The organism is Microbacterium algeriense (assembly GCF_008868005.1).
Classification (GTDB): domain Bacteria; phylum Actinomycetota; class Actinomycetes; order Actinomycetales; family Microbacteriaceae; genus Microbacterium; species Microbacterium algeriense.
In genome coordinates this window covers 1,426,003-1,451,790 of the sequence record NZ_WAAO01000001.1, presented here as the reverse complement: position 1 = coordinate 1,451,790, position 25,788 = coordinate 1,426,003, and the positions used below count along the sequence as shown (strand labels likewise).

Genomic DNA, 25,788 nt, shown 5'->3' with positions numbered 1-25,788 from the left:
CGTGCGGGCCGGAAGAGCCGTTCCGGAGGGGCGGAAAGGAACGTGTTGGCGGACGACCCGTCATCGTTCCCAGACTGTTCTCAGGAAAGGCGGCATCGATGAGGATCCTCGTGGTGTGCGGCGCAGGGGCGTCGAGCACGTTCGTCGCGCAACGACTCCGGTCCGCCGCGGCGGCCGCCGGTCTCGACTGGGATGCCGCGGCCGGCATGGAGAGCAGCGCCGTCGGGTCGGATCACGACCTGATCCTGATCGGCCCCCATCTGAGCGACCGCCGTGATGCCATCAGCGACAGCACCCGCGCCGCCGTCGCCGTGCTGCCGGACGACGTCTTCGCCGACAGGGACGGCTCGCGCACGCTCGCCCTGGCCCGTTCGATCCTCGCCGACGCCGGCGACACCCCGAAAGGAACACCATGACCGCCTCCCGCACCGTCCGGATCGGCTCCTCCCACGGCCTGCACGCCCGCCCCGCCAAGCTCTTCGCGCAGGCGGCGAAGGATTCGGGCGTCGCCGTCACGATCGCCAAGGACTCCGGCAAGCCCGTCAACGCGGCCAGCATCCTCGGCGTCATCGCCCTCGCCATCGAGCACGGTGACTACGTCACCCTGACCGCGGAGGGCGAAGGCGCGGAGGGCGTGCTCGACACGCTCACCGAGCTGCTCACCACCGACCACGATCAGGACTCCGCCTGATGAGCGAGCTGCGCGGGGTGGGCATCGGTCTGGGCGTGGCCCAGGGGCCGGTCGTCCGCATGGCCGAGGCGATGCCCGCTCCGGAGAACACCCCGAGCACCGCGGGAGCCGATGCCGAGCGCGCTCGGGTGCGCGAGGCCGTCTCGACCGTCGCCCGCGAGCTGAACGAACGCGGCGAGGCAGCGGGCGGTGCGGCGCAGGAGGTGCTTGAGGCACAGGCGATGATCGCCGAGGATCCGACGCTCCAGGACGAGGTGGACGCCAGGATCGACGCTGGCGCCACGGCGGAATGGGCCGTCCACGACGCCTTCGCGGGGTTCCGCGCCACCCTCGAGGCGGTGGGCGGCTATCTGGGCGAGCGGGCCGCCGATCTCGACGACATCGCCCAGCGGGTGCTCGCGCACCTTCGCGGCGTCGAGGCACCCGGCGTCCCCGACCCCGGTCATCCCTTCGTGCTGGTCGCCCGCGACCTCGCGCCGGCGGACACCGCACTCCTCGACCTCGACCAGGTCCTCGCCCTCATCACGACGGACGGCGGACCGACCTCGCACACCGCGATCCTCGCCAGGGAGAAGGGCATCGTCGCGATCGTCGGCGTCGGCGACGCGACAGCACTCGCCACCGGCGACACCGTGATCGTGGATGCGGCCGGCGGCGTGGTCACGAGCGATCCGTCCGCCGACGAGCTCGCCCGAGCCGCGGAACGCGCGGCGGCCCGACTCTCGGCGGACGCGGCCCCGCTGACACCCGGTGCTCTCGCCGATGGAACACCGATCGCGCTGCTCGCCAACCTCGGCAAGCCGGCGGACGCCGCCGAAGCGGTCGCCAGGGGCGCCGAGGGCGTCGGGCTGTTCCGCACCGAGTTCCTGTTCCTCTCCTCCGCGCAGGCTCCCACCATCGCCCAGCAGCGCGAGTCCTACCGCGAGCTGCTGTCGGCGTTCCCCGGCAAGAAGGTCGTCGTCCGGATGCTGGATGCCGGGGCCGACAAGCCGCTGGCGTTCCTCAACGACGCCCACGAGGAGAACCCCGCGCTCGGACTGCGCGGGCTGCGGGCGCTGCGGGCGAGCGAGGACATCCTGCGCGAGCAGCTCACGGCGCTCGCCGAGGCGGACGCGCAGACCGAGGCCGACCTGTGGGTGATGGCTCCCATGGTCGCGACCGTCGAGGAGACCGTGTACTTCACCGGACTCGCCCGCGAATACGGACTGCGCACCGCCGGAGTCATGGTGGAGATCCCGGCGAGCGCTCTGCTCGCCGACCGCGTGCTCGCACACGCCGACTTCGCCTCGATCGGCACCAACGACCTCACGCAGTACACGCTGGCGGCCGACCGCATGCTCGGCTCCGTTGCCGGGTTCCAGGACCCCTGGCATCCCGCCGTCCTCCGCCTCGTGCGCGAGGTCGGAGACGCGGGTGCGCGTCTGGGCAAGCCGGTCGGCATCTGCGGCGAGGCCGCGGCCGATCCGCTGCTCGCCGTGGTCCTGGTCGGGCTCGGCGCCACGAGCCTCTCCATGGCCCCGTCGGCACTGGCCGATGTCAGACAGACCCTGTCCGCACACACCCTGGACGATGCCCGACGTCTCGCCGAGGTCGCCCTCGCCGCAGACGGCGCGGCATCCGCCCGAACCGCCGCGGCGTCTCTCGCCGCGGAACTCCCCCACCACCAGAAAGAGACGACATCATGACGACGACGTCACCTGCCGCCACCAGGCCCGGCGGCCTCCGCGTAGGCGTGCAGCGCTTCGGCACCTTCCTCTCGGGCATGATCATGCCCAACATCGCGGCCTTCATCGCCTGGGGCTTCATCACGATGCTCTTCATCCCGGCCGGGTTCTTCGGCGCGGACAGCCCGTTCGGCTGGCACTGGGCCGGCGTCGCCGAGATCATCGGCGGTGGCGGCGACTCCGCCGTGATCGGCTGGCAGGGCGCCATGACCGCCGTGGCCGAGGGCGCAGACGGGAACATCCTCGCCTACGTCGGCCTCGTCGGCCCGATGGTGACGTACCTGCTGCCGCTGCTCATCGCCAACACCGCCGGCCGCATGGTCTACGGGGAGCGCGGTGGCGTGGTCGCCACGATCGCCACCGTCGGCGTCATCGTCGGCACCAACATCCCGATGTTCCTGGGCGCGATGATCATGGGCCCGATTGCCGCATGGATCACCAAGCAGATGGACCGCCTGTGGGACGGGAAGATCCGGCCCGGCTTCGAGATGCTGGTCAACAACTTCTCCGCCGGCATCCTCGGCATGATCCTCGCCATCGTGGGCTTCTTCGCCTTCGGTCCGGTCATGCTCGGCATCAGCGCGGCGCTCGGAGCGGCCGTCGACTGGCTCGTCTCGCTCAACCTGCTGCCGCTCGTGTCGATCATCGTCGAACCGGCGAAGGTCCTGTTCCTGAACAACGCCATCAACCACGGCGTGTTCACCCCGCTCGGCATCGAGCAGGCCGCCGAGACCGGCAAGTCGATCCTGTTCCTCATCGAGGCGAACCCCGGGCCGGGCCTCGGACTGCTGCTCGCCTTCACGTTCTTCGGCGTGGGCGCGGCGAAGGCCTCCGCCCCCGGTGCGGCCATCATCCAGTTCTTCGGCGGCATCCACGAGATCTACTTCCCGTACGCGCTGAGCAAGCCGACCACGATCCTCGCGCTCATCGCGGGTGGAGCGGCCGGCGTCACCACGAACATGGTCCTCGGCGGCGGTCTGGCCTTCCCGGCCGCCCCCGGCAGCATCATCGCGGTGACCGCAGCGGCCGTCGGGCCCGGCGTCGCCAACCTGCTGGTCGTGTACCTCTCCGTGATCATCGCCGCGACGGTCACCTTCCTCATCACCGGCGTGATCCTGCGCGCCTCCCGCAAGCGCGACCTGGCTGCCGAGGGCGACGCGTTCGGCGCCGCGATCGCGCAGACCGAGGCGAACAAGGGCAAGTCGTCCGCCGCGATGGACGCCCTCCGCACCTCGACCGGCGCCTCGGCCTCCGAGGCCGCCGCCGCTCCCACCACGACGACGATCGCGGCAGCGCCGATCGAGACCATCGTGTTCGCGTGCGACGCCGGGATGGGATCCTCCGCCATGGGCGCCAGCGTGCTGCGCAACAAGCTCAAGAAGGCGGGCATCGAGGACATCACCGTCACCAACCAGGCGATCGCGAACCTCGACGGGAGCGCGGACGTCGTCATCACCCAGCAGCAGCTCACCGAGCGCGCCACCGCCAAGTCGCCGAACTCGGTGCACGTGTCGGTCGACAACTTCATGAACTCCCCGAAGTACGAGGAGGTCGTGGAGATGGTGCGCGCACAGCGAAAGGACACAGAATGAGCGTTCTCACCCCGGACCGGGTCAGGATCCACGCGGGCACGGCCACGCGCGACGAGGCGCTGCAGGAGGCGACGGACATCCTCGTCGCCGCGGGCGCCGTGACCCCGGCGTACGTCGATGCCATGCGGCAGCGCGAGGAGACGGTGTCCACCTACATGGGCAACGGTCTCGCCATCCCCCACGGCACCAACGACGCGAAGGACGCGATCCTCGCCTCCGCACTCTCCGTGGTCCGCTACGACGGAGGCGTCGACTGGGCAGGTGAGCAGGCGAACTTCGTGATCGGGATCGCCGGCGTCGGCGACGAGCACCTGGAGATCCTGTCGCGCATCGCCCTGCTGTTCTCCGAGGAGGACGACGTCGCCCGGCTCGCGGCCGCGCAGACCCCCGAGGAGCTGTACGCGCTGCTGTCGGAGGTGAACGAGGGATGAAGGCGGTCCACTTCGGGGCGGGCAACATCGGGCGGGGCTTCGTCGGTCTGCTGCTGCACGAGGGCGGGTACGACGTCGTCTTCTCCGACGTCGCGGATGCCCTCGTCGACGCGATCAACGCCGCCGACGAGTACACCGTGCACGAGGCCGGCCCCGGAGGGACGGATCATGTCGTCACCGGGTTCCGTGCGGTCAACAGCCGCACGGACCCGGCGACCGCGGCGGAGGAGGTCGCGAGCGCTGACGTCGTGACCACGGCCGTCGGCCCGACCGTGCTGCGGTTCGTGGCGCCGACCATCGTCGCCGGACTCGCCCTGCGCTCCCCTGAGGCCGCTCCCCTGCAGGTCATGGCGTGCGAGAACGCGATCGGGGCGACGGACCTGCTGCGTCGGGAGATCGCCGCAGCCGCCGGGGACGATGCCGAGATCCTGCTCGCCCGCGCGGTGTTCGCGAACACCGCCGTCGACCGGATCGTCCCGGCGCAGCCGGCCGGTGGCGGCGTCGACGTGACCGTCGAGCCGTACTTCGAATGGGCGATCGAGGCCGGACCGTTCGGCGGCGCCCTTCCGAGCATCCCCGGGGCGCACTTCGTGGACGACCTCGCCCCGTACATCGAGCGCAAGCTCTTCACGGTGAACACCGGTCATGCCGCCACCGCCTACTTCGGAGCGCGCGCCGGGATCGAGCGCATCGCCGACGCGCTGGCCGATCCCGCCATCGCGGCGAGCGTCGCCGCCGCGCTCGAGGAGACCTCCGCCGTGCTGGTCGCGGAGCATGGTCTGGATCCGGCGGAGCTCGCGGCCTACCGCGCCACGATCCTCGATCGGTTCCGCAATCCCGCGCTCATCGACACGGTGCAGCGTGTCGGGCGTCAGCCGCTGCGCAAGATCTCGCGGCACGAGCGGTTCGTCGGGCCCGCAGCGATGGCAGCGGAACGCGGTCTGTCCGCCGAGGCACTGGTCGCCGCCGTGTCGGCGGCCCTCGAGTTCGACGACCCGGCCGACGAGCAGTCGGTCGAACTGCAGCGGCTGCTGCGCACAGAGGACGCCGCGGCCTTCACCGCGCAGGTGACGGAGCTCGACCCCGAGCATCCGCTGTTCCCCGTGATCCGCGACGCGGTCGCCGCGCGCCAGGACCAGCTCACGGCTGACTGACACCGCCGCCCTTCGACGCCCCCGCCACCCGTTACGATCGGGAGGCGGGGGCGTTTTCGAGCACAGCGACGTGCGGGGAGCAGGATGAGCAGATATGCCGTGATCGGCGCGGGGCCATCGGGGCTCGCCGCCGCACGCGCCCTGCAGAAGCGCGGGATCGCCGTCGACGGCTATGAGGCGTCGCACGGCGTCGGCGGCCTCTGGGACATCACCAACCCGCGCAGCACGATGTACGAGTCCGCGCACCTGATCTCCTCGCGCACGACCACCGAGTTCGCCGAGTTCCCGATGCGCACGCGGGTCGACTACCCCGGCCATCGCGCGCTGAAGCACTACTTCCAGGACTACGCCGAGCACTTCGGCCTGACAGCGCTGTTCCGGTTCGACACCGAGGTCGTGCGGCTCGAACCGCGCGACGACGGCTGGGATCTCACCAGCGTCGGTCCCGGGGGCGAAGAGGTCCGCTGGTACGCCGGTGTCGTCCTGGCGAACGGGACGCTCGCGAAGCCGAACACGCCCGTGTTCCACGGCGAGTTCTCCGGCGAGCTGCTGCACACGAGCGGCTACACGTCTCCCGAGCAGCTTCGCGGCCGACGCGTCCTGCTGATCGGCGCGGGGAACTCCGGGTGCGATATCGCCGTGGATGCCGTGCACCACGCCGCATCCGTCGACATGAGCGTGCGCCGGGGTTACCACTTCGTGCCGCGCTACCTCTTCGGCAGGCCGAGCGACACGCTCAACCAGGGTCGTCCGCTGCCGCCGCGGCTCAAGCAGGCCGTCGACAGCCGCGTGCTGCGCGCGTTCACGGGCGACCCGGTGCGCTTCGGGTTCCCGAAGCCCGACCACCGCATCTACGAGTCGCACCCGATCGTGAACACCCTCGTCCTGCACCACCTCGGACAGGGCGATCTGCGCATCCGCCCCGACGTCGAGCGCTTCGACGGCGCCGCCGTGCGGTTCCGCGACGGCAGTGCCGACGACTACGACCTCGTGCTGCTCGCCACCGGCTACACGCTCGACTACCCGTTCGTCGCCCGGGAGCATCTGCACTGGCGCGGCGCAGCCCCGCGGCTGTTCCTGAACATCTTCCCTGCGTCGTTCAACGGGCTGTTCGTGATGGGCATGATCGAGGCCTCCGGCATCGGCTGGCAGGGCCGCTACGAGCAGGCGGAGCTTCTCGCGGCCTACCTCGATGCCGTCGAGCAGGACCCGCCGCGCGCCGCACGCTTCCGGGACCGGGTGACCGGCCGCCCTTGGCCGGACGTCACGGGCGGGTACCACTACCTCGGCCTGGATCGGATGGCGTATTACGTGAACAAGGACGCCTACCGGAGCGCGGTGCGGCGGGAGCAGAAGGAGCTGCGGTAGCGTTCTCCCGTGCAGAAGAAGCGTGGCCGGCGGGTCCTGAGACGCGTCCTGTGGAGCCTCGCCGTCGTGCTGGTCCTCGTCGTCGTCGGCACTCTCGCCTGGACCCAGATCGGAGTCATGTCCGCCGAGCCCGAGCCGCTGGAGACCGTGCGCGAGAACACCGCCCTCACCGTCACCGATGCCGAGGAGGGCATCGTGCTCGCGCCCGCCGACGGCGGATCGGAGGTCGGCCTCGTCTTCATCCCCGGCGCGAAGGTCGACCCGTGGGCCTACGCGGCCATCCTGCAGGGGTTCGCGGAAGACGGCGTGACGGTCGTCATCACGCGCCCCTGGCTGAACCTCGCCTTCTTCGATCCGCGCGGGCTGGATGCGTTCACCTCCGCGGCCCCCGAGGTCGACGTCTGGGCCGTCGGCGGGCATTCGCTGGGAGGCGTGCGCGCCTGCCAGCTCGCGCCGGACGCGGACGCGCTCGTGCTGTTCGCCAGCTACTGCGCGAACGACCTGTCGGACAGCCGACTCCCTGTCCTCAGCCTCGCCGGGAGCGAGGACGGCCTCTCGACGCCCGAGAAGATCGCCGACGCCCGAGACCTCCTGCCCTCCGACGCCGAGCTGGTGGAGATCGCCGGGGCCTCGCACGCCTCCTTCGGCGACTACGGCCCGCAGTCCGGCGACGGCACCCCCACGATCTCGACGACGGAGATGCACGCGGAGGTCACCCGTCTGGGCGACTCGTTCTTCGCGTCGATCCTCTCCTGAGAACGGCTCGTCCCCGTCGGTCACTCCTCCGGGAGATGGAGGATCGGGTCCAGAAGTGGATGCAGGTGCCGCGAACGCAGCACGGTCGAGGCCGCGCGGACCCCGGCCTCGAGCGCCGCCGCGACCGGTGCACCGTCGAGACGGGCGTCGAGCACACCCGCGAGGAACGCATCACCGGCCCCGTTGGTGTCGGCGACCTCGACCGGCAGTGCGCGGACCCGATGCTCGATGCCGTGCTCGTCGACGGCCACAGCGCCGTCCGCACCCCGCGTGCACACGGCCAGGTGCGCCCCGGCGGCGATCCGGGCATGGAGAAAGGCGACCGGGTCCTCGAGCCGGTCCGCGTTGCAGAACACCGCGTGGGCCGCCGCCAGGAACGGACGGTGGAACTCCGCCACCCCGTCGTAGTCGTGCACATCGACCCAGATCGGCGTGCCGATCTCGCGAGCCAGGGGCAGCAGCCGCCGGGGTTCGGCGGCGAGGTCGAGCACGACCGCGTCCGCCGCGGAGAGCTGCTCGCGTACCCAGGCGTCCTCCTCCCCCGACGTCTCCTCCGGCGCGGCCAGGTAGAGCGACACGCGCTCGCCGTCGCGGGTCATGAGGTTCAGATGCCGTTCGGTGACGCCCGCGCCCCAGCGCACGGCCACACCGGCGCCGTCGAGCGCCTCCCGCACGCGCGTCCCCGCGGCGTCGTCCCCCGCGAGCGCGTACAGCTGCGTCGGGCGTCCCAAACCCGTCAGGCTCAGCGCCTTGCCCGCGCTGGTCCCGCCCACGGTCTCCCACGTCGCCTCGGCGAACTGCATGTGCGGCACCGGCTCGGGAAGGTGGTCGAGCACGACGATCGTGTTCCATGCGGCGGGGCCGGCGATGAAGACGGACGAGGACATGCCCCCATCCTGCCGTGCCGCCGGGGGTCAGCCGATGCGCGACACCAGGGCGTCCAAGCCCATCCCGTAGTCGATGCGGACGACGGGCAGCGCGTACCGGTCCGTCCCGATCTGCACGAAGCCGGGCTCGATCGTCCGCCCGAGCTCGTAGCCGGCCTGCGCGACGCCCTGCTTCGTGGTGTCGTCGTAGTGCCCGAACGGATAGGCCACCACCTCCCGGACGCCGAGGACATCCCCGGACGTGACGAGATCGGCGGCGATCTGGTCGGCGGTCCAGTTGACCATCCGTCCTCTGCCGTTCTCCCCGGCCTGGTGCATGTCGTGGGTGTGCGAGCGGCGCTGGACGTAGACCGACGGCGCCGGATCCTGCCGATAGGCGGTGATCATGAAGGAGGTGCTGAGCAGCCGGTACTTGTCGACGACCGGGACCGCGAGGTCGAACCAGGACTGATCGGCGTCGTCATCGGTGATGATCACGCTGCGGGCGGGGAGCGAGAGCCGCCCGTCGATGAAGGCGCTGAGCTCGTCCCAGGTCGGCAGATAGAAGCCGGTCGTCGCGATGTGGTCCATGTGCGCATCGAAGTCGCCGATGTAGGCGTAGTTGCCGCGCAGCCACCCCTTCTCGCCGTCGGGATCCGCGGTGAACTGGTGGTACATCAGGATGGGAACGCGTACGTCCTCGGCCGCGTTCTCCTGTGGTGTCTTCCATGCTGCGAACAGGTCGACCTGCTGCTGCGCGCACACGACCGGATCGGCGCCGTTCACCCGAGCCTCGACCGCGAAGGCGGCGGCGGCGTCGGCGCTGGCGTACCAGCCGGCGAACACCCGACCGTCGAGCTGCGGGATCGGCAGCCCCTGGTACAGACCTTCCTGGAACTGGAGCACCGGCTCGGCAGGAGCGCCCTCGCCGTGGAAGGTCACCGCGCAGGCGCGAGGATCATCCGCGTCGGCCACGAGCTGCTGCGCCGGCGTCAGCGGATGTGGGAGCGGCGTGGTCTGCGCCTTCGCGACCGGGTCCTCCGGCGTGCGGTTCGCCCATGCGAAGGCGGCGACGCCTCCCCCGACGACCACGAGGCCGACGACGGTGCCGATGACGGCTGCGGTGCGTGTGCGCCGCCTCTTCCCCCCGGAAGCCACGATCAGGCGTCGAATCCCTCAGCGATCATCTCGACCAGCTCCTCGCGCTCTTCGACGGGGAGGAAGGCGGCGGCCGCGGCATTGAACTGGAAGGTCTCGAGATCGTCCAGGTCGTACTCGAAGACCTCGACCAGCAGCGCCAGCTCGCGCGTCAGCGACGTCGCGCTCATGGTGCGGTTGTCGACGTTCACGGTGACCGCGAAGCCCAGCTGGTACAGCAGGTCGAAGGGGTGGTCGACCATGGTGTTGCCCCACGCGGCGATGGCGCCGGTCTGCAGGTTCGACGACGGCGAGAGCTCCAGCGGGATCTCCCGGTCGCGCACCCAGCGCGCGAGATCGCCGAACTGCACCTGCACCTCATCGCCCTCCTGCGTGATGACCTGGAGGTCCTCGGCGATGCGCACGCCGTGGCCGAGACGCAGAGCACGACCGTCGAGGAGTGCGGAGCGGATCGAGGCGGGCCCCGCCGCCTCTCCCGCGTGCACGGTGACGGGGAAGAAGTTCTCGGCGAGGAAGTCGAAGGCGGCGCGGTGGTTCGAGGGCGGGAAGCCGTCCTCGGGACCGGCGATGTCGAAGCCGACCGCACCGCGTCCGCGGAAGTCGACGGCGAGCTCGGCGATCTCCAGCGCGCGGTCGGTGTGCCGCATCGCCGTGATCAGCTGGCCGACGCGGATGCTGCGACCGTCGCGGTCGGCGGCGTCCTCGCCCTCCTCGATGCCCTGCTGCACGGCCTCCACCGTCTGCTCCAGCGTGAGGCCGCGGGCCAGGTGCTGCTCCGGCGCCCAGCGCACCTCACCGTAGATCACGCCGTCGGCGGCCAGATCCTGCACGAACTCGCGCGCGACCCGCGTGAGCCCCTCCTTCGTCTGCATCACGGCGGTGGTCAGATCGAAGGTCTTCAGGTACTCGACCAGCGAACCGGAGTCGCTCTGCTTCGCGAACCACCGCCCGAGCGCGCGCGGGTCGGATTCCGGGATGTCGAGGCCGATCGCATCCGCGAGCTCGATGATCGTGGCGGGCCGCAGCGCGCCGTCGAGGTGGTCGTGCAGCGACACCTTGGGCAGGCTCCGGAGAGAGACCCCCTGCAGCGTGACGTCGCCGTTCGCATCGATCGACATGGTGATCCTCTCGGTCGCGGATGTGCTCAGTTCAGGCTAGCGGTCGCGGCTCACGCCGTGATGCGCTCGCGCACGATCGGCTGCCGCTGGATCTGCGCCGCATCGCCGATCTCCCACGAGCCCTCGAGCGCGTCGAGCGCACGCGGGAAACGCGCCTCGTCCGCGGCCGACAGCGTGAACAGCGGCTGACCGGCGACCACGCGGTCGCCCGGCTTGGCGTGCAGATCGATGCCCGCCTCGAAGACCACCGGGTCCTCGGCGCGCGCCCGACCGGCGCCGAGGCGCCAGGCGGCGATGCCGAACGGCAGCGCATCCATCCTCGTCACGACGCCGTCCGCCGGGGCGAGCACCTGGTGCGTTTCCCGCGCGGTCGGCAGCGGGGCGTCGGGGTCGCCGTCCTGCGCGCGGATCATGGCCTTCCAGGTGTCCATCGCCCGACCGTCGTCGAGGGCGGCCTCGACGTCGGCGTCGGGCTGACCGGCCAGCGCGAGCATCTCGCGGGCGAGGGCGAGCGTCAGCTCCCGCACATCCGCGGGACCTCCGCCGGCAAGGATCTCCACGGACTCGCGCACCTCGTTGGCGTTGCCGATCGCGAGGCCGAGCGGAACGTTCATATCGGTCAGCAGCGCGGTGGTCGCGACGCCGGAGTCGGTGCCGAGGGCGACCATCGTGCGGGCCAGCTCGCGTGCGCGGTCGATGTCCTGCATGAAGGCGCCGGAGCCGAACTTGACGTCGAGCACGAGCGCGTCGGTGCCCTCGGCGATCTTCTTCGACATGATGCTGGAGGCGATCAGCGGGATCGCCTCCACGGTTCCCGTGACGTCACGCAGCGCGTAGAGCTTCTTGTCTGCGGGGGCCAGCCCGGAACCGGCGGCGCAGATGACCGCGCCGACGTCGCTCTGCATCTGCGCGAACATCTCCTCGTTGCTGAGCGCCGCGCGCCAGCCGGGGATCGACTCGAGCTTGTCGAGCGTGCCGCCCGTGTGGCCGAGGCCGCGCCCGCTCAGTTGCGGGACGGCCACGCCGAAGGACGCGACCAGCGGCGCGAGCGGCAGCGTGATCTTGTCGCCGACACCACCGGTGGAGTGCTTGTCGACGGTCTTCTTGCCGAGGCTCGCGAAGCTCATGCGCTCCCCCGAGGCGATCATCGCGTCGGTCAGCACTCGGATCTCGTCGCGCTCCATGCCGCGCTGGAAGATCGCCATGGCGAATGAGGCCATCTGCGCGTCGGAGACGTAGCCGCGCGTGTAGGCGTCGACCATCCACCGCAGCGCCGGCTCCGGCACCGCCCCGCCGTCCCGCTTGGCGCGGATCACGTCGATCGCGTCGAACTGCTCCACGGTCATCGTCCTTCTCCCTCCGGCCCCTGGGCCAGTCGAAGGGCGCGCGGCCCGAACGCGTCGGGCAGCACCTCGTCGATCGTGCGGATGCCGGACACCGTCTCCAGCAGCATCTCCGGCATCGCGTGCTCGGAGAGCAGCTGCCGACAGCGGCCGCACGGCATGATCGTCTCGCCGTCGTTGTTGACGCAGACGAACGCCACGAGCTTGCCGCCTCCCGACATGTGCAGATCGCCGACCAGGGCGCACTCGGCGCAGAGCGTCACGCCGTAGGAGGCGTTCTCGACATTGCACCCCGCGACGATCCTGCCGTCGGTGACGAGCGCCGCCGCGCCCACGCGGTAGCGCGAGTACGGCGCGTACGCCTTGGTCATGGCATCCGTGGCGACCTGGCGCAGCTCGTCCCAGTCGATGTCCGTCATTGCGGTGCTTCTCTCTTCCTGCCTGTCCTAGGACTTGATGTAGGGCTTGCCGTCGGCGGCCGGTGCTTTGATCTGACCCGCGAAGCCGGCGACCGCGAGCAGCGTCACCACGTACGGGAGCATCAGCATGAACTCGCCGGGGATCGGCGTCTTCAGGATCGACAGCAGGTTCTGCAGATTCGTGGCGAAACCGAACAGCAGGGCCGCGAGGGTCGCCCTGATCGGGTCCCAGCGTCCGAAGATGACGGCTGCGAGGGCGATGAAGCCGAGTCCGGCCGTCATGTCCTTGCCGAACTGCGGGACCGAGACGAGGGTGAAGTACGCGCCGCCGAGACCCGCGATCGCACCGGCGAGGAGCACGTTCCAGAACCGGGTCGGGTTGACCTTGATGCCGACGGTGTCCGCCGCCTGCGGGTGCTCTCCGACCGCGCGCAGGCGCAGACCCCAGCGGGTGCGGTACAGACCCCACGCGACCACGGCGACCGTGATGAACATCAGGTACCCGATGAAGGTCTGGTTGAACAGCACGGGGCCGATGATCGGGATGTCGCTCAGGACGGGGATCTCGACGCGCGGGAAGCGCACCGGGTTGTTCAGGGTCTCCTCGTTGGGCGCCAGCAGCGCACCGTAGAGGAAGCCGGTCAGGCCCGTGACGAGGACGTTGAGCACGACGCCGACGATGACCTGCTCGACGAGGTACTTGATCGCGAACGCCGCCAGCACGCTGGCCACCAGCACGCCGCCGATCATCGCGCCGAAGAGTCCGACGAAGGGGTTCCCGGTGATGCTGGAGAGCAGGGCGGCCGAGAACGCCCCGAGCAGCAGCTGTCCCTCGATCGCGACGTTCACGACACCGGCGCGCTCGCCGATGACGCCGCCGAGCGCTCCGAACACGAGCGGGACGGACAGCGAGACCGCGCCGAACAGCAGGCTCGTGACGGGGACGAGGCCGCCGGCGGACGCCCATACGAGGAACGCGAACACGGCGAGCACGCCGTAGGCGATGACCAGCCACAGCGACGGCGTGCGGTAGGTCCAGGCCCGCAGGAACGCACCGACCGTCAGGACGACGAGGATCGCGAGCACGACCCAGAAGGTCGCGACGGTGGGGAGGGCGACGTCCGGCAGCGAGAGCGCGGACGACTGGTCGGACAGGCGGAAGCTGCTGATGCCGTCGCGCGGCACGAGCAGGAACAGCAGCGCCAGGAGCACGGTGGCGCCGGCGAGGACGATCGGCGCCTTGAGGTGGCGCTCCTTCACGGTCGCGAGCTGCACCGTGCCGTCCGCAGCCTGGGTCTGCACGAGCGACATCATGCCGTCACCGCCTTCTTCGCGGCCTTGGCTCTCGCCTTGGCGGCCTTCTCCGCATCGGTCTTCGGGAGGAAGAACACCGAGCGCAGCAGCGGCGGCGCGGCGATGAACAGCACCACGAGCGACTGCACGACCAGCACGATGTCGACCGGGATGTCCTGCGCCTGCATCGAGAAGGAGCCCGCCTTGAGGGCGCCGAACAGGATGCCCGCGGCGAAGGTGCCCCAGGCGCGGCTGCGTCCGAGCAGGGCGACGGTGATCGCGTCGAAGCCGATGCCGGCGTCGATGGTCTCGGTGACACCCGTGGTGACCGCACCCTGGATCTGGTTCATCCCGGCGAGACCGGCGAGGCCTCCGGCGAACAGCATCGCGTAGACGTAGATGCGCTGCACGCTGATGCCGGCCGCTCTGGCGGCGTGCGGGTTCTCCCCGACGGCCCGCATGCGCATGCCGAGCGCCGAGCGCTCGATGAGCCACCAGACGAACAGCGTCGCCACGATCACGATCACGAACCCGAGGTCGAGCAGCGGGAACTGCGGTCCGAGCAGCGTCGGGAACTGGGCGCTCTCCGGCGTCGCGGAGCCCAGGGCCTGGTTCGTGCCCGGCTTCTGCAGCAGGCCCGGGGTCCGGATCATCCAGAGCAGCAGGTAGTAGGCGATGTAGTTGAGCATGATCGTCAGGATCACCTCGTGCGCACCGGTACGCGCCTTGATGAGTCCCGCGATCGCGCCCCAGAGCGCGCCACCGGCGATGCCGGCGATGAGCGTGACGGGGATGTGCAGCCAGATCGGCAGGTCGAGCGAGAACGTCAGCAGAGCGGCGACGGCCACACCGATGAGCATCTGGCCGCGCGCACCGATGTTGAACAGGCCGACGCGGAACGCCAGCGCGACGCCGAGGCCGGCCGCGATGAGCGGGGCCGCGAAGCCGAGCGTGTTCGTGAGCGGACGGATCTGCGCGGCGAAGTCGGCACCGCGGGCGTTGAAGATCGCGCCGCGGAACAGCGCCTCGTAGCCGTTGTAGACGGCGTTCCAGGCGGCGACGAAAGTGTCACCGGGCTGGGCGAAGAAGTAGACCGATGCCGCCTGCACGTCTTCATTCGTCAACGCGATCAGGATGCCGCCGACGATGAGCGCGAGGACGATCGCGAGGATCGTGGTCACGGCGCTGCCGCGGAGGATCTCCTTGAGGATGACGTTGCCGCGCGGGGGCGGGGGCACATCGGCGGGGTCGCGGGGTACCGTGCCGGTGCTCGTGGCGAGCTCCTGCGGCGGGATCCCCTTGGTCACATCACCCGCGCCGGGCGTCGCTCCGCTCACGCGGCCACCTCACCTTCGGCCGCTCCGGCCATCATGAGTCCGAGCGTCTCCCGGGGCGTGTCGCCGGGGACGATGCCGACGATCGTGCCGCGATACATGACCGCGATCCTGTCGGCGAGAGCCGCGACCTCGTCGAGCTCCGTGGAGACGACGATCACGGGAACCCCCGCGTCGCGCGTCTCGATGATCCGCTTGTGGATGAACTCGATCGAGCCCACGTCCACGCCTCTGGTGGGCTGCGCGGCGACGAGCAGGCGCAGATCGCGGCTCATCTCGCGAGCGATCACGACCTTCTGCTGATTTCCGCCGGACAGCGTGCCGGCCGGAGTCTCAGGGCCCTGGGTGCGGATGTCGTACTCCGCGATGCGGGCGCGGGCGAACTCGTCCAGCGCCGCACGCCGCAGCGTGCCGGCGCGGCTGAACGCGGGGTCGTCCGAGCGGTCGAGGATCAGGTTCTCGGCGACCGAGAAGCCGGCGACCAGGCCGTCCTCCGTGCGGTCCTCCGGGACGAAGCCGACTCCGGCGTCGAGGATGGCACGCACGCTCTTGCCGACCAGCTCGGTGCCGTCGAGTCGGATGCTGCCCTCGACACGGGCGGCGAGGCCGACGATGGCCTCGACCAGTTCGGTCTGCCCGTTCCCCTGGACACCCGCGATCGCGAGCACCTCCCCCGGCCGCACGGCGAAGTCGACGCCGTCGACGACGATCGCGCCGGTGGGCGTGAGGACGCGCAGCCCCGTGACCTCGAAACCGCCGTCGCCCAGGCGCGGCGGCTCCTTGTGCACCGTCAGCTCGACGGCGCGGCCGACCATGAGTGACGCCAGTTCGCCGTTGCTCGCCGTGGGCGACGCCTCGCCGACCACGCGGCCGAGACGCACGATGGTGATCTTGTCCGCCACCTCGCGGACCTCGCGCAGCTTGTGCGTGATGAACACGATGGCCGTGCCCTCGTCGCGCAGCTGGCGCATGATGGCCATCAGCTCGTCGGTCTCCTGCGGTGTCAGCACCGCCGTCGGCTCGTCGAACACGAGCACCTTGGCATCGCGGGAGAGCGCCTTGATGATCTCGACGCGCTGCTGCACGCCCACCGGCAGGTCGCCGACCAGGGCGTCAGGGTCGATGTCGAAGCCGAACCGGGCGGCGACCGCCCGCACGTGCTCTCGCGCCTTCGCGATATCGAGCCGGCCGAGGGCCTTGGTCTGCTCATGTCCGAGCATCACGTTCTCCGCCACGGTGAACACCGGGACGAGCATGAAGTGCTGGTGGACCATGCCGATCCCCGCAGCCATCGCGTCACCGGGACCGCGGAAGCGCTGCACCTCGTCGTCGAGGAGGATCTCTCCCTCATCGGCCTGGTAGAGGCCGTAGAGGACGTTCATGAGGGTGGATTTGCCCGCGCCGTTCTCGCCGAGCAGCGCGTGGATCTCACCGGGTTCGACCACCAGATCGATGTGGTCGTTGGCAACGAGGGTGCCGAATCGTTTGGTGATGCCGCGAAGTTCGAGCTTCATATCTGCACCTTATCCAGAAGAGTCATCGAGGAGAATCGTCGTCCGTCCACGGCACGGGGCGAGTGGCAGCCTGCTCACCACTCGCCCCGTGCTGGACTGGAAACGACTTACGGGGAGTTCGGGGACTCCACCTTGATGTCACCCGAGACGATCTGCTCCTGCAGCGTCTTGAGCTCGTCCATGAGACCCTCGGGCAGCTGCGACTCGAAGTCGCCGAAGCCGGAGAGCTTGACGCCCTCGTTCTCGAGCGTGCCCACGTAGGGCTCCGGGTCGAACTCGCCCTTGGCGGCGGCGACGGTCGCATCCTTCACGGCGACGTCGATCGCCTTCATGATCGAGACCAGCGTGATGTCGGCGACGCTGGGGTCGGCGACGGCGAGGTCGCTGTCGACGCCGAGCATCAGCGTGTCCTTGCCGCTGTCGGCGATCGCCGCAGCCGCGCTCTGGTAGACGGGACCGCCGACCGGGAGGATGACGTCGACGCCCTGGTCGAGCACGCCCTGCGCGGTCTGCTTCGCGGTGTCGTTCGCGTCGAATCCACCGGTGAAGGAGCCCTTCTGGGTCGCCTCGTCCCAGCCGAAGACCTGCACCGAGGCCGACTTGTCCTCGTTGTACTTCTCGACGCCGAGCTGGTAGCCGTCCATGAACACGGCGACGGACGGGATCTGCATGCCGCCGAAGGTGCCGACCTTGTTGACACCGCTCTGCGCGGACCACGCGGCGGCGGCGTAGCCGCCGAGGTACGCGGCCTGAGCCGTGTCGAAGACCAGCGGCTTGATGTTCGGAGCGTCGACGTTGCCGTCGAAGTCGTTGTCGGCCCAGTCGTCGATGATCGCGTAGTCGATCTCGGGGTTCGCGAGCGCGGACTCGACCGTGGCGGCCGACAGCTTGAAGCCGACCGAGACGATCAGCGAGCAGCCCTCGGAGACGGCGGTCTCCAGGTTGGGCGCGTAGTCGTTGTCGTTGGCCGACTCGAACTCGAGGGGCTTGATGCCCAGTTCATCGGCGGCACTGTCCATGCCCTCCTTGGCGGACTGGTTGAACGACTTGTCGTTCCATCCGCCGGCGTCGGAGACGAGGCACGGGAGGAAGTCGGAGTCGACCGGCTCGCCCGAGCCGGCAGGCTTGTCCGTCGGTGCCTGGCCGCAGCCGGCGAGAGCGAAGACGACACCGGCGGCGACCGTCGCGCCGAGCAGCTTCTTGGTGGTGGAGATGGTCAACTGATGCCTCCCTCAACGAAACCGCGGCCATCGCGGATCGATCAAAGTTACCTAGTGTTTCGACGTTTGTGCACGTCGCGCCCTGGACTGCCGACGAATGGTTACAAAGCTGAAATCAAGCCCACACGTGAGCAGCGTCGCGCGCTCACCTGCGCGTCAGAGCACGTCCCCGCGTCCGGTGAGCTTGAGCGACTCGACAACGCCCTTGACCCGCTGCGCATGCTGGACCGTGGTGACCAGGAGCGCGTCGGGGGTGTCGACGACGACGATGTCCTGCACGCCGACGAGGCTGATGACGCGCGTGGTCTGGCTCACGAGGATCCCGCTGGCGCCATCGGTGAGCACCCTGGCGTGCGGCCCGAGGACGGCCAGATCGTTCTTCCTGCCGTTGTTGATGAGCTTGGTCAGCGAGGCGAAGTCGCCCACGTCGTCCCAGTCGAAGTGGCCGGGCACGACCGCGAGCTTCCCCCGCCGGGCGGCGGGCTCGGCGACCGCGTAGTCGATGGCGATCTTCTTCAGCCGCGGCCAGATCCGATCCACCGCCGGTCCGCGCCGGTCGCGGTCGTCCCACGCCTCGGCCAGCTCGAGCAGCCCGGCGTGCAGTTCCGGCTCGTTCGCGGCGATCTCCTCCAGGAGCACGCCGGCCTTGGCGATGAACATGCCCGCGTTCCAGAGGTAGCCACGGTCGGCGAGGTACTCCTTGGCGGTCTCGAGGTCGGGCTTCTCGACGAAGCTCGCGACGAGCGCGGCCTCGCGGGCGCCGTCCACCACGAGCTCGGGGCCCATCTTGATGTAGCCGAAGCCGACGGCGGGCTCGGTCGGCGTGATGCCGATCGTGCAGATGTACCCCTCGCGGGCCACCTCCACCGCGTCGCGCACCGCGAACTCGAACACCCGGGTGCTGCGGATCACGTGATCGGCGCTGAACGAGCCGATGATCACGTCCGGATCGCGGCGGTGCAAAATCGCTGCCGCGAGCCCGATCGCGGCGGCGGACTCGCGCGGCTCGGACTCGAGGAAGACGTTGAGGTCGGCGATCCCCGGCAGCTCCGCCTCCACGGCCGCGCGGTGGGCGCGTCCGGTGACGACCGCGATCCGATCGGCGCCGGCCAGCGGCACGAGGCGGTCCCAGGTGTCGCGCAGCAGCGAGTGCCCCGAGCCGGTCAGGTCGTGCAGGAACTTCGGCGCATCCGCCCGTGAGAGCGGCCACAGCCGGCTGCCGATGCCGCCGGCGGGGATCACGGCGTAGAAGTCCGGGATGGGTTGGCTCATGCTGCCCAGGGTAGCCGGAGGAGACATCTCGATATCGAGACACTTAGGCTCCCCTTCGTCGCTCCCGGCTATCTGACAGGAATAGGATGGTCACCGATCGGGCGTGCCTGAGCGCATGCGACCGATTCACATCGATCCAGGGAGGACGACCGTGTCCACAAGCGCCCGCTTGACACCGTCGATTTCGGAAACCACGTCCAAGACCCCCCGCGGCACCCTCTATCGGGGTCGCGAAGGCATGTGGTCGTGGGTGCTTCACCGCATCACCGGAGTCGCCATCTTCTTCTTCCTGTTGGTGCACGTGCTCGACACGGCGCTGATCAGGGTGTCGCCGGAGGCGTACAACGCCGTGATCGGCACATACAAGAACCCGGTCATGGCGCTCGGCGAGGTCGTGCTCGTGGCCGGCATCGTCTTCCACGCCATGAACGGTCTGCGCATCATCGCCGTCGACTTCTGGTCGAAGGGCGCCAAGTACCAGCGTCAGCTGTTCTGGGGCGTCCTCCTGGTGTGGGGAATCATCATGGCCGGCTTCGTGCCCCGCCACCTGATGCTCGCGTTCGCCGGATTCGGAGGAGGACACTGATGTCTGCTCAGACCGTCGCCGTCGCCCCGGTCCGCCGCCGTCGCGGAGTGAACCTCGAGAAGTGGGGCTGGATCTTCATGCGCGTCTCGGGCGTCGTGCTCGTCGTGCTGATCTTCGGCCACCTCTTCGTCAACCTCATGGTCGGCGAGGGCATCCACGCCCTGGACTTCGCGTTCATCGCCGGCAAGTTCGCCACGCCGTTCTGGCAGTGGTGGGACGTGCTGATGCTGTGGCTCGCGCTGATCCACGGCGCCAACGGCATGCGCACGATCGTGAACGACTACGTGACCCACCGCACGGCGCGCAAGGCGCTCGTCTGGGCGCTCGGGCTGGCCGCCGGCCTGCTCATCATCCTCGGCACGCTCGTGGTCTTCACGTTCGACCCGTGCCTGGGTGTGACCGAGGACAGCGTCCTGTGGTCCGAATGCGCCGCGCTGGTCGGGAACTGAGAAGAAGGCTAAGAAGAAGTGACTACCGAGACGCAGGATTCCGTCGTCCGTGACGGCGTGCACTACCACCAGTTCGACATCGTGATCGTGGGAGCCGGTGGGGCCGGCATGCGCGCCGCCATCGAAGCAGGTCCCGGGGCGAAGACCGCCGTGATCTCCAAGCTCTACCCCACGCGCTCCCACACCGGTGCAGCGCAGGGCGGCATGGCGGCGGCGCTCGCCAACGTCGAGGAGGACTCCTGGGAGTGGCACACCTTCGACACGGTCAAGGGCGGCGACTACCTCGTCGACCAGGACGCGGCCGAGATCCTCGCGAAGGAGGCCATCGACGCGGTCATCGACCTCGAGAACATGGGTCTCCCCTTCAACCGCACCCCCGAGGGCAAGATCGACCAGCGCCGTTTCGGCGGGCACACGGCCGAGCACGGCAAGACCCCGGTGCGCCGCGCGTGCTACGCGGCCGACCGCACCGGCCACATGATCCTGCAGACGCTGTTCCAGAACTGCGTCAAGCTCGGCATCAACTTCTTCAACGAGTTCTACGTGCTCGACCTGCTCACCGTGAAGGACGAGGCAGGCAAGACCCAGGTCGCCGGCGTCGTGGCCTACGACCTCGCCACGGGTGAGCTGCACGTCTTCCAGTCCAAGGCCGTGATCTTCGCGACCGGCGGCTTCGGCAAGATCTTCAAGACCACCTCGAACGCGCACACGCTCACGGGCGACGGCGTCGGCATCGTGTGGCGCAAGGGCCTCCCCCTCGAGGACCTGGAGTTCTTCCAGTTCCACCCGACCGGTCTCGCCGGCCTCGGCATCCTCCTCACCGAGGGTGCGCGCGGTGAGGGCGCGATCCTCCGCAACGCCTCCGGTGAGCGGTTCATGGAGCGCTACGCCCCCACGATCAAGGACCTCGCCCCGCGTGACATCGTCGCGCGCTGCATGGTCCAGGAGGTCGCTGAGGGTCGCGGTGCCGGTCCCCACAAGGACTACGTGCTGCTGGACTGCACGCACCTGGGCGCCGAGGTCCTCGAGACCAAGCTCCCCGACATCACCGAGTTCGCCCGCACGTACCTGGGCGTCGACCCGGTCGTCGAGCCCGTCCCGGTTATGCCGACCGCGCACTACGCCATGGGCGGCATCCCCACGAACAACAACGGCGAGGTGCTCGCGGACAACGACACCGTCGTCCCCGGTCTCTACGCCGCCGGTGAGTGCGCCTGCGTCTCGGTGCACGGCGCCAACCGCCTCGGCACGAACTCGCTGCTCGACATCAACGTGTTCGGCAAGCGGTCGGGTCGCAACGCGGTGGAGTACGTCAAGACGGCGGAGTTCGTCCCGCTGCCGGAGAACCCGGCCGCGTTCGTCTCCGACATGCTCGAGGGCCTGCGCAACAACCAGGGCACCGAGCGCATCGCCGTGCTGCGCAAGACGCTGCAGGACGAGATGGACAAGGGCGCGCAGGTGTTCCGCACGCACGAGTCCCTCCAGCACGTCCTCGGCGTGATCGCCGAGCTCCGCGAGCGCTACAAGAACGTGCACGTCGACGACAAGGGCCACCGGTTCAACACCGACCTGCTCGAGGCCGTCGAGCTGGGCTTCCTGCTCGACATCGCCGAGGTCGTCGTCTACGCCGCGCAGAACCGCGAGGAGAGCCGCGGCGGCCACATGCGCGATGACTTCCCGAAGCGCGACGACGAGAACTACATGAAGCACACCATGGCGTACCTCACGGGCGACCCGCACTCCTCCGACCCGAGCGACCACATCAAGCTCGACTGGAAGCCCGTCGTCTTCACCAAGAACGACAAGGGCGAGTTCAACTACCCGCCGATGGAGAGGAAGTACTGAGCATGTCCAACGCCCTCGCCGAGGCCCCGGCTGACACCACGGAAGAGACCGGGATCCAGTCCTTCATCGTCACCTTCAACATCCGCCGGTTCGACCCCGAGGTCGACGCCGAGCCGCACTGGGTCGACTACGACGTGGAGCTCTACTCCACCGACCGCGTGCTCGACGCCCTGCACAAGATCAAGTGGGAGGTCGACGGCTCGCTGACCTTCCGCCGCTCCTGCGCCCACGGCATCTGCGGCTCCGACGCCATGCGCATCAACGGCCGCAACCGCCTGGCCTGCAAGACGCTGATCAAGGACCTCGACATCTCGAAGCCGATCTACGTCGAGGCCATCAAGGGCCTGCCGCTGGAGAAGGACCTCGTCGTCGACATGGAGCCGTTCTTCGCGTCCTACCGCGAGGTGCAGCCGTTCCTCGTCGCGAACTCCGTGCCGGAGAAGGGCAAGGAGCGCACGCAGTCCATCGCCGACCGCGAGATCTTCGACGACACCACCAAGTGCATCCTCTGCGCCGCGTGCACCTCGTCGTGCCCGGTGTTCTGGACCGACGGGCAGTACTTCGGCCCGGCCGCGATCGTCAACGCGCACCGCTTCATCTTCGACTCGCGCGACGACAACGCCGCCGTGCGTCTGGACATCCTCAACGACAAGGAGGGCGTGTGGCGCTGCCGCACGACCTTCAACTGCTCCGAGGCGTGCCCCCGCGGCATCGAGGTCACCAAGGCCATCGCCGAGGTCAAGCAGGCGGTCCTCCGCGGCCGTCCCTGACGCGCCGTATCAGGCAATCACGCGAGAACAGGCGGTTCCCCTGCGGAACCGCCTGTTCTCGCGTTAACGCCTGCTCTCGCGCGCCGCGGACCCTTGGATAGGGTGGGGTGGTGTCCGATCCCGATGGCGCTGCGAGCGAGGCCCGCCGCCTCGACGCCGCGGTCGAGCGCGCCACCGCCCTCACCCGGCGCACCCTCGGCCTGTTCCCCGTCCGGGTCTGGCGGCACTTCCTGCAGCACAACGGCTTCCTCCTCGCCGCCGGCGTGAGCTACCAGGCGCTCTTCGCCATCTTCGCGGCCATCTACCTCGCGTTCGCGATCGCCGGACTCTGGCTCGGAGGCAGCGAGGATGCCGTCAACGGGCTGATCGCGATCATCAACAGCTACATCCCCAACCTGATCCTGCCGGAGGGCGGCGTGGTCACCCCGGAACAGGTGCAGGAGATCGCCTCCAACACCACCGGCGTGCTCAGCATCACGGGTCTGATCGCCCTCGGCACCGTGATCTGGACCGCCATCGGGTGGGTGACGTTCTCCCGCCGCGCGGTGCGGGACATCTTCGGCCTTCCCCCCGACCGGCGCAGCTACGTGCTCCTGAAGGCGCGTGATCTGCTCGCCGCCCTGATCTTCGGGATCGCCCTCGTGGTCGGCTCCGTCCTCACGTCGGCGAGCGCCACGGTGCTGAGCTGGATCCTCACCCAGCTCGGCTGGGACTCCGGTTCCGACAGCGTGAACGTCAGCATCCGGATCGGCACCGTGCTCGTCTCGTTCGCCCTGATGTCCTCGGCGCTGGCGTCGATGGTCCGCTTCCTCACCGGCACGTCGCTGCACTGGGGCACGATCTGGCCGGGCGCGCTGCTCGGCGGCGGCGCCATGACGGTTCTGCAGTACGGTGCCGGCTTCCTGCTCAGCTACACGCCCTCCAACCCGCTGCTGGCGACGTTCGCGATCTTCATCGGACTGCTGCTGTGGTTCCGGGTCAACGGCGTGGTGATGCTCGTCGCCGCGTCGTGGATCGCCGTCGCCGCACAGGACCGGGATCTGCCGCTGCTCGCGCAGACGGAGGCGGAGCGACGGGTGGCCGAGCACCGCGCCCTGGTGACGGCCGCGCGCATCCGGGTGCGGGACGCGCACGCCGCCCGTGAACGCGCCCCGTGGTACCGCGCATGGGCGGCGGCCAGGGCCGTGCGCGCGGCGGAGGACGAGCTGGCCGATCTCGAGGCCTCCGCTCCCCCGCCGATCGAACCCGCACCCCTGGCCGAGCGTCTCCTCGCGGAGCTCAACCACCGCTCGGCTCGGGATGTCGGTGGCGCTCGTTAGGCTTGTGAGCATGCCTCACCTGCGTATCGCCACGGTCAATGTCAACGGGATCAGGGCGGCGGCCCGCAACGGGATGAGCTCCTGGCTGGATGCCGCCGACATCGACATCCTCACCCTGCAGGAGGTCCGCGGGCAGGACGAGCACATCGAGGCAGCGCTCCCCGGCTGGACCTTCGTCCACGACGAGGCCACGGCGAAGGGCCGAGCGGGTGTCGCGATCGCGAGCCGCACGCCCGCACTCGCCGCCCGCACCGACTTCGGCCCGGAGGACTTCGACTCCAAGGGGCGGTGGATCGAGGCCGACTTCCTCATCGGCGACCGTCCGCTCACCGTCGTGAGCGCCTACGTGCACTCCGGCGAGGCCGACACGCCGAAGCAGGACGAGAAGTGGAAGTTCCTCGACGCGTTCGAAGCACGGCTGGCGAGCCTGAACACCGAGGGGGCGCTCGCCCTCGTCACCGGCGACCTCAACGTGGGACACCGCGAGCTCGACATCAAGAACTGGCGGGGCAACCGCACGAAGGCCGGGTTCCTCCCGCGCGAGCGCGCTTATTTCGATCGCTTCCTCGGCGAGGCGGGGGCCACGGTCACCGGCGTCGACGGATCGGTCGGCCCCGGTCTGGGCTGGGTGGACGTGGGACGCCGCTTCCACGGCGAGGTCGACGGGCCGTACACGTGGTGGTCCATGCGCGGGAAGGCGTTCGACAACGACTCCGGCTGGCGCATCGACTACCACCTCGCGACGCCCGCTCTCGCCGAGCGTGTCGAGACGTATCACGTCGCCCGTGCCGCGGCCTACGACCAGCGGTGGAGCGATCACGCACCGGTCGTGGTCGACTACCGCTACTGACCCGGCTCACGCCCCTCCGCGGTCGCGGGCTCCGATTCCCGGTACCACCCGCGGTACTCGAGCACGGTGCCGAGCACCGCGTTCACCGCGCGCATGTCGATCGTGCGTCGGCGGTGCTCCGGATCCCACCCGTCCACGAGGTCCACGCGCACGCCGAGCAGACCCCGCAGCGCGAACCGGCGTCCGAACAGCCGCAGGGCGACGCGGACCGTGCGCATCCGCAGGAACCCCTCGTCCGTGACGCCGCACTCCTCGATCAGCTCGACGCGCCCGCGCGCTCCGAGGAGGTTCCGGACGAGCCCCGGTCGCACGCTGACCGTGAGTCGGTCCACGATCCTCGCCGTGTGACCGGGGAAGAGGAACTCGCGCGTGGAGTCGAGCGTCGCGCGTCCCGACGTCGACCGTCCCGAGGTGGTGCGGAGCACGAACGGAACGTCCGAGCCCCGCGTCGGCACCAGCAGGCCCGGCCCCACGATCGGACGCGCGAGAGCCGTCAAGCAGCCGAAGCGACTCCCGGCGACCGCGAAGACCCCCTCGGCATGCCCGGCCGCGACGGGAGCGCGATACTGCGCGAGGATCTCCGGGTGCAGACGCTCGGCCTCGGCGCCCAGAGCGTCGAGGAAGACCTGTCCCCGCATCGGGGCCGTGCTGTCCGTCATGCCGTCAGCGTAGGGGACCGGAGCGCGCGAGCCCTCCCGGCGCGGGCGCATAGGATT

General features: G+C 69.7%; 25 protein-coding genes. 14 read left to right on the top strand and 11 right to left on the bottom strand.

Annotated elements, in window-relative coordinates; all coding sequences use genetic code 11:
* The first annotated feature begins 98 nt into the window (after positions 1–98).
* The 8 genes from F6A08_RS07160 to F6A08_RS07125 all read left to right on the top strand — a co-directional run bounded on the left by F6A08_RS07160 (position 99) and on the right by F6A08_RS07125 (position 7,716).
* Entirely contained in the window at positions 99–416 is a 318-nt protein-coding gene (locus F6A08_RS07160; protein WP_017202516.1) for a PTS sugar transporter subunit IIB, read from the top strand.
* Positions 413–691 carry an HPr family phosphocarrier protein gene (locus tag F6A08_RS07155; RefSeq protein ID WP_151459017.1) on the top strand — a complete coding sequence of 93 codons (279 nt, stop codon included), beginning with the start codon at positions 413–415 and terminating at the stop codon, positions 689–691. The genes F6A08_RS07160 and F6A08_RS07155 overlap by 4 nt, the downstream gene beginning before the upstream one ends.
* Positions 691–2,376, top strand: coding sequence for a phosphoenolpyruvate--protein phosphotransferase (ptsP, locus tag F6A08_RS07150; protein WP_151459016.1), 1,686 nt, complete (start codon positions 691–693; stop codon positions 2,374–2,376). Before F6A08_RS07155 ends, ptsP begins: the two co-directional genes overlap by 1 nt.
* Complete coding sequence (locus F6A08_RS07145) at positions 2,373–4,007, top strand: PTS mannitol transporter subunit IIBC (RefSeq protein ID WP_124895985.1); 1,635 nt, start codon at positions 2,373–2,375, stop codon at positions 4,005–4,007. Before ptsP ends, F6A08_RS07145 begins: the two co-directional genes overlap by 4 nt.
* Positions 4,004–4,438 (top strand): PTS mannitol transporter subunit IIA, encoded by a 435-nt coding sequence (locus tag F6A08_RS07140; protein WP_151459015.1) that lies wholly within the window; start codon positions 4,004–4,006, stop codon positions 4,436–4,438. Before F6A08_RS07145 ends, F6A08_RS07140 begins: the two co-directional genes overlap by 4 nt.
* Positions 4,435–5,592, top strand: a complete 1,158-nt coding sequence (locus tag F6A08_RS07135; protein ID WP_151459014.1) for a mannitol-1-phosphate 5-dehydrogenase — start codon at positions 4,435–4,437, stop codon at positions 5,590–5,592. Before F6A08_RS07140 ends, F6A08_RS07135 begins: the two co-directional genes overlap by 4 nt.
* Before the next feature lie 84 nt (positions 5,593–5,676).
* Positions 5,677–6,960 (top strand): flavin-containing monooxygenase, encoded by a 1,284-nt coding sequence (locus F6A08_RS07130; RefSeq protein ID WP_151459013.1) that lies wholly within the window; start codon positions 5,677–5,679, stop codon positions 6,958–6,960.
* Positions 6,961–6,969: 9 nt separating this feature from the next.
* The gene (locus tag F6A08_RS07125; protein WP_225855766.1) at positions 6,970–7,716 is read left to right on the top strand and encodes an alpha/beta hydrolase; all 747 of its coding nucleotides are present in this window, start codon (positions 6,970–6,972) and stop codon (positions 7,714–7,716) included.
* Positions 7,717–7,736: 20 nt separating this feature from the next.
* Here the strand turns inward: F6A08_RS07125 and F6A08_RS07120 are convergent, their stop codons facing one another.
* The 10 genes from F6A08_RS07120 to F6A08_RS07075 form a co-directional block, all read right to left on the bottom strand.
* On the bottom strand, positions 7,737–8,603 hold the full coding sequence (locus F6A08_RS07120) for a carbohydrate kinase family protein (protein ID WP_151459012.1): 867 nt from the start codon (positions 8,601–8,603) through the stop codon (positions 7,737–7,739).
* Positions 8,604–8,630: 27 nt separating this feature from the next.
* Positions 8,631–9,740 carry a polysaccharide deacetylase family protein gene (locus tag F6A08_RS07115; protein ID WP_151459011.1) on the bottom strand — a complete coding sequence of 370 codons (1,110 nt, stop codon included), beginning with the start codon at positions 9,738–9,740 and terminating at the stop codon, positions 8,631–8,633.
* Between the two features lie 2 nt (positions 9,741–9,742).
* Positions 9,743–10,858: an adenosine deaminase gene (locus tag F6A08_RS07110; RefSeq protein ID WP_151459010.1), complete on the bottom strand. Its 1,116-nt coding sequence runs from the start codon at positions 10,856–10,858 to the stop codon at positions 9,743–9,745.
* Between the two features lie 50 nt (positions 10,859–10,908).
* A complete protein-coding gene (locus F6A08_RS07105; RefSeq protein WP_151459009.1) occupies positions 10,909–12,204 on the bottom strand; it encodes a thymidine phosphorylase in 1,296 nt (431 codons plus the stop codon).
* Entirely contained in the window at positions 12,201–12,620 is a 420-nt protein-coding gene (locus tag F6A08_RS07100; RefSeq protein ID WP_151459008.1) for a cytidine deaminase, read from the bottom strand. Before F6A08_RS07100 ends, F6A08_RS07105 begins: the two co-directional genes overlap by 4 nt.
* Before the next feature lie 27 nt (positions 12,621–12,647).
* A complete protein-coding gene (locus tag F6A08_RS07095; protein WP_026049771.1) occupies positions 12,648–13,931 on the bottom strand; it encodes an ABC transporter permease in 1,284 nt (427 codons plus the stop codon).
* On the bottom strand, positions 13,931–15,250 hold the full coding sequence (locus F6A08_RS07090; RefSeq protein WP_017202530.1) for an ABC transporter permease: 1,320 nt from the start codon (positions 15,248–15,250) through the stop codon (positions 13,931–13,933). Before F6A08_RS07090 ends, F6A08_RS07095 begins: the two co-directional genes overlap by 1 nt.
* Entirely contained in the window at positions 15,247–16,761 is a 1,515-nt protein-coding gene (locus F6A08_RS07085) for an ABC transporter ATP-binding protein (RefSeq protein WP_151459007.1), read from the bottom strand. The genes F6A08_RS07090 and F6A08_RS07085 overlap by 4 nt, the downstream gene beginning before the upstream one ends.
* Positions 16,762–16,868: 107 nt before the next feature.
* The gene (locus tag F6A08_RS07080) at positions 16,869–17,981 is read right to left on the bottom strand and encodes a BMP family lipoprotein (RefSeq protein ID WP_017202532.1); all 1,113 of its coding nucleotides are present in this window, start codon (positions 17,979–17,981) and stop codon (positions 16,869–16,871) included.
* Between the two features lie 156 nt (positions 17,982–18,137).
* The gene (locus tag F6A08_RS07075; protein ID WP_124895994.1) at positions 18,138–19,253 is read right to left on the bottom strand and encodes a mannose-1-phosphate guanylyltransferase; all 1,116 of its coding nucleotides are present in this window, start codon (positions 19,251–19,253) and stop codon (positions 18,138–18,140) included.
* 151 nt (positions 19,254–19,404) lie between these two features.
* Between F6A08_RS07075 and sdhC the strand changes: the two genes are divergently transcribed.
* From sdhC to F6A08_RS07045, 6 genes are all read left to right on the top strand, one after another.
* Positions 19,405–19,839, top strand: a complete 435-nt coding sequence (gene sdhC / locus F6A08_RS07070; protein ID WP_074731658.1) for a succinate dehydrogenase, cytochrome b556 subunit — start codon at positions 19,405–19,407, stop codon at positions 19,837–19,839.
* Positions 19,839–20,288, top strand: coding sequence for a succinate dehydrogenase hydrophobic membrane anchor subunit (locus F6A08_RS07065; RefSeq protein WP_017202535.1), 450 nt, complete (start codon positions 19,839–19,841; stop codon positions 20,286–20,288). Before sdhC ends, F6A08_RS07065 begins: the two co-directional genes overlap by 1 nt.
* A gap of 18 nt (positions 20,289–20,306) precedes the next feature.
* Positions 20,307–22,133, top strand: a complete 1,827-nt coding sequence (gene sdhA / locus F6A08_RS07060; protein ID WP_017202536.1) for a succinate dehydrogenase flavoprotein subunit — start codon at positions 20,307–20,309, stop codon at positions 22,131–22,133.
* Between the two features lie 2 nt (positions 22,134–22,135).
* Positions 22,136–22,903 carry a succinate dehydrogenase iron-sulfur subunit gene (locus F6A08_RS07055; RefSeq protein ID WP_017202537.1) on the top strand — a complete coding sequence of 256 codons (768 nt, stop codon included), beginning with the start codon at positions 22,136–22,138 and terminating at the stop codon, positions 22,901–22,903.
* A gap of 110 nt (positions 22,904–23,013) precedes the next feature.
* Complete coding sequence (locus F6A08_RS07050; protein ID WP_124895995.1) at positions 23,014–24,222, top strand: YihY/virulence factor BrkB family protein; 1,209 nt, start codon at positions 23,014–23,016, stop codon at positions 24,220–24,222.
* A gap of 10 nt (positions 24,223–24,232) precedes the next feature.
* On the top strand, positions 24,233–25,072 hold the full coding sequence (locus tag F6A08_RS07045; RefSeq protein ID WP_151459006.1) for an exodeoxyribonuclease III: 840 nt from the start codon (positions 24,233–24,235) through the stop codon (positions 25,070–25,072).
* On the opposite strand, the gene F6A08_RS07040 is transcribed toward F6A08_RS07045, so the two are convergent.
* Positions 25,066–25,731 carry a DUF4166 domain-containing protein gene (locus tag F6A08_RS07040; protein WP_225855765.1) on the bottom strand — a complete coding sequence of 222 codons (666 nt, stop codon included), beginning with the start codon at positions 25,729–25,731 and terminating at the stop codon, positions 25,066–25,068. The genes F6A08_RS07045 and F6A08_RS07040 overlap by 7 nt on opposite strands.
* Between the last annotated feature and the right edge of the window lie 57 nt (positions 25,732–25,788).

What these genes read in the sequence shown, in the direction of transcription:
- F6A08_RS07160 (WP_017202516.1), top strand. Translation starts at nt 99, where the DNA reads ATGAGGATCCTCGTGGTGTGCGGCGCAGGGGCGTCGAGCACGTTCGTC.
- F6A08_RS07155 (WP_151459017.1), top strand. Translation starts at nt 413, where the DNA reads ATGACCGCCTCCCGCACCGTCCGGATCGGCTCCTCCCACGGCCTGCAC.
- ptsP (WP_151459016.1), top strand. Translation starts at nt 691, where the DNA reads ATGAGCGAGCTGCGCGGGGTGGGCATCGGTCTGGGCGTGGCCCAGGGG.
- F6A08_RS07145 (WP_124895985.1), top strand. Translation starts at nt 2,373, where the DNA reads ATGACGACGACGTCACCTGCCGCCACCAGGCCCGGCGGCCTCCGCGTA.
- F6A08_RS07140 (WP_151459015.1), top strand. Translation starts at nt 4,004, where the DNA reads ATGAGCGTTCTCACCCCGGACCGGGTCAGGATCCACGCGGGCACGGCC.
- F6A08_RS07135 (WP_151459014.1), top strand. Translation starts at nt 4,435, where the DNA reads ATGAAGGCGGTCCACTTCGGGGCGGGCAACATCGGGCGGGGCTTCGTC.
- F6A08_RS07130 (WP_151459013.1), top strand. Translation starts at nt 5,677, where the DNA reads ATGAGCAGATATGCCGTGATCGGCGCGGGGCCATCGGGGCTCGCCGCC.
- F6A08_RS07120 (WP_151459012.1), bottom strand. Translation starts at nt 8,603, where the DNA reads ATGTCCTCGTCCGTCTTCATCGCCGGCCCCGCCGCATGGAACACGATC.
- F6A08_RS07110 (WP_151459010.1), bottom strand. Translation starts at nt 10,858, where the DNA reads ATGTCGATCGATGCGAACGGCGACGTCACGCTGCAGGGGGTCTCTCTC.
- F6A08_RS07105 (WP_151459009.1), bottom strand. Translation starts at nt 12,204, where the DNA reads ATGACCGTGGAGCAGTTCGACGCGATCGACGTGATCCGCGCCAAGCGG.
- F6A08_RS07100 (WP_151459008.1), bottom strand. Translation starts at nt 12,620, where the DNA reads ATGACGGACATCGACTGGGACGAGCTGCGCCAGGTCGCCACGGATGCC.
- F6A08_RS07095 (WP_026049771.1), bottom strand. Translation starts at nt 13,931, where the DNA reads ATGTCGCTCGTGCAGACCCAGGCTGCGGACGGCACGGTGCAGCTCGCG.
- F6A08_RS07085 (WP_151459007.1), bottom strand. Translation starts at nt 16,761, where the DNA reads ATGAAGCTCGAACTTCGCGGCATCACCAAACGATTCGGCACCCTCGTT.
- F6A08_RS07075 (WP_124895994.1), bottom strand. Translation starts at nt 19,253, where the DNA reads ATGAGCCAACCCATCCCGGACTTCTACGCCGTGATCCCCGCCGGCGGC.
- F6A08_RS07065 (WP_017202535.1), top strand. Translation starts at nt 19,839, where the DNA reads ATGTCTGCTCAGACCGTCGCCGTCGCCCCGGTCCGCCGCCGTCGCGGA.
- F6A08_RS07055 (WP_017202537.1), top strand. Translation starts at nt 22,136, where the DNA reads ATGTCCAACGCCCTCGCCGAGGCCCCGGCTGACACCACGGAAGAGACC.
- F6A08_RS07045 (WP_151459006.1), top strand. Translation starts at nt 24,233, where the DNA reads ATGCCTCACCTGCGTATCGCCACGGTCAATGTCAACGGGATCAGGGCG.
- F6A08_RS07040 (WP_225855765.1), bottom strand. Translation starts at nt 25,731, where the DNA reads ATGACGGACAGCACGGCCCCGATGCGGGGACAGGTCTTCCTCGACGCT.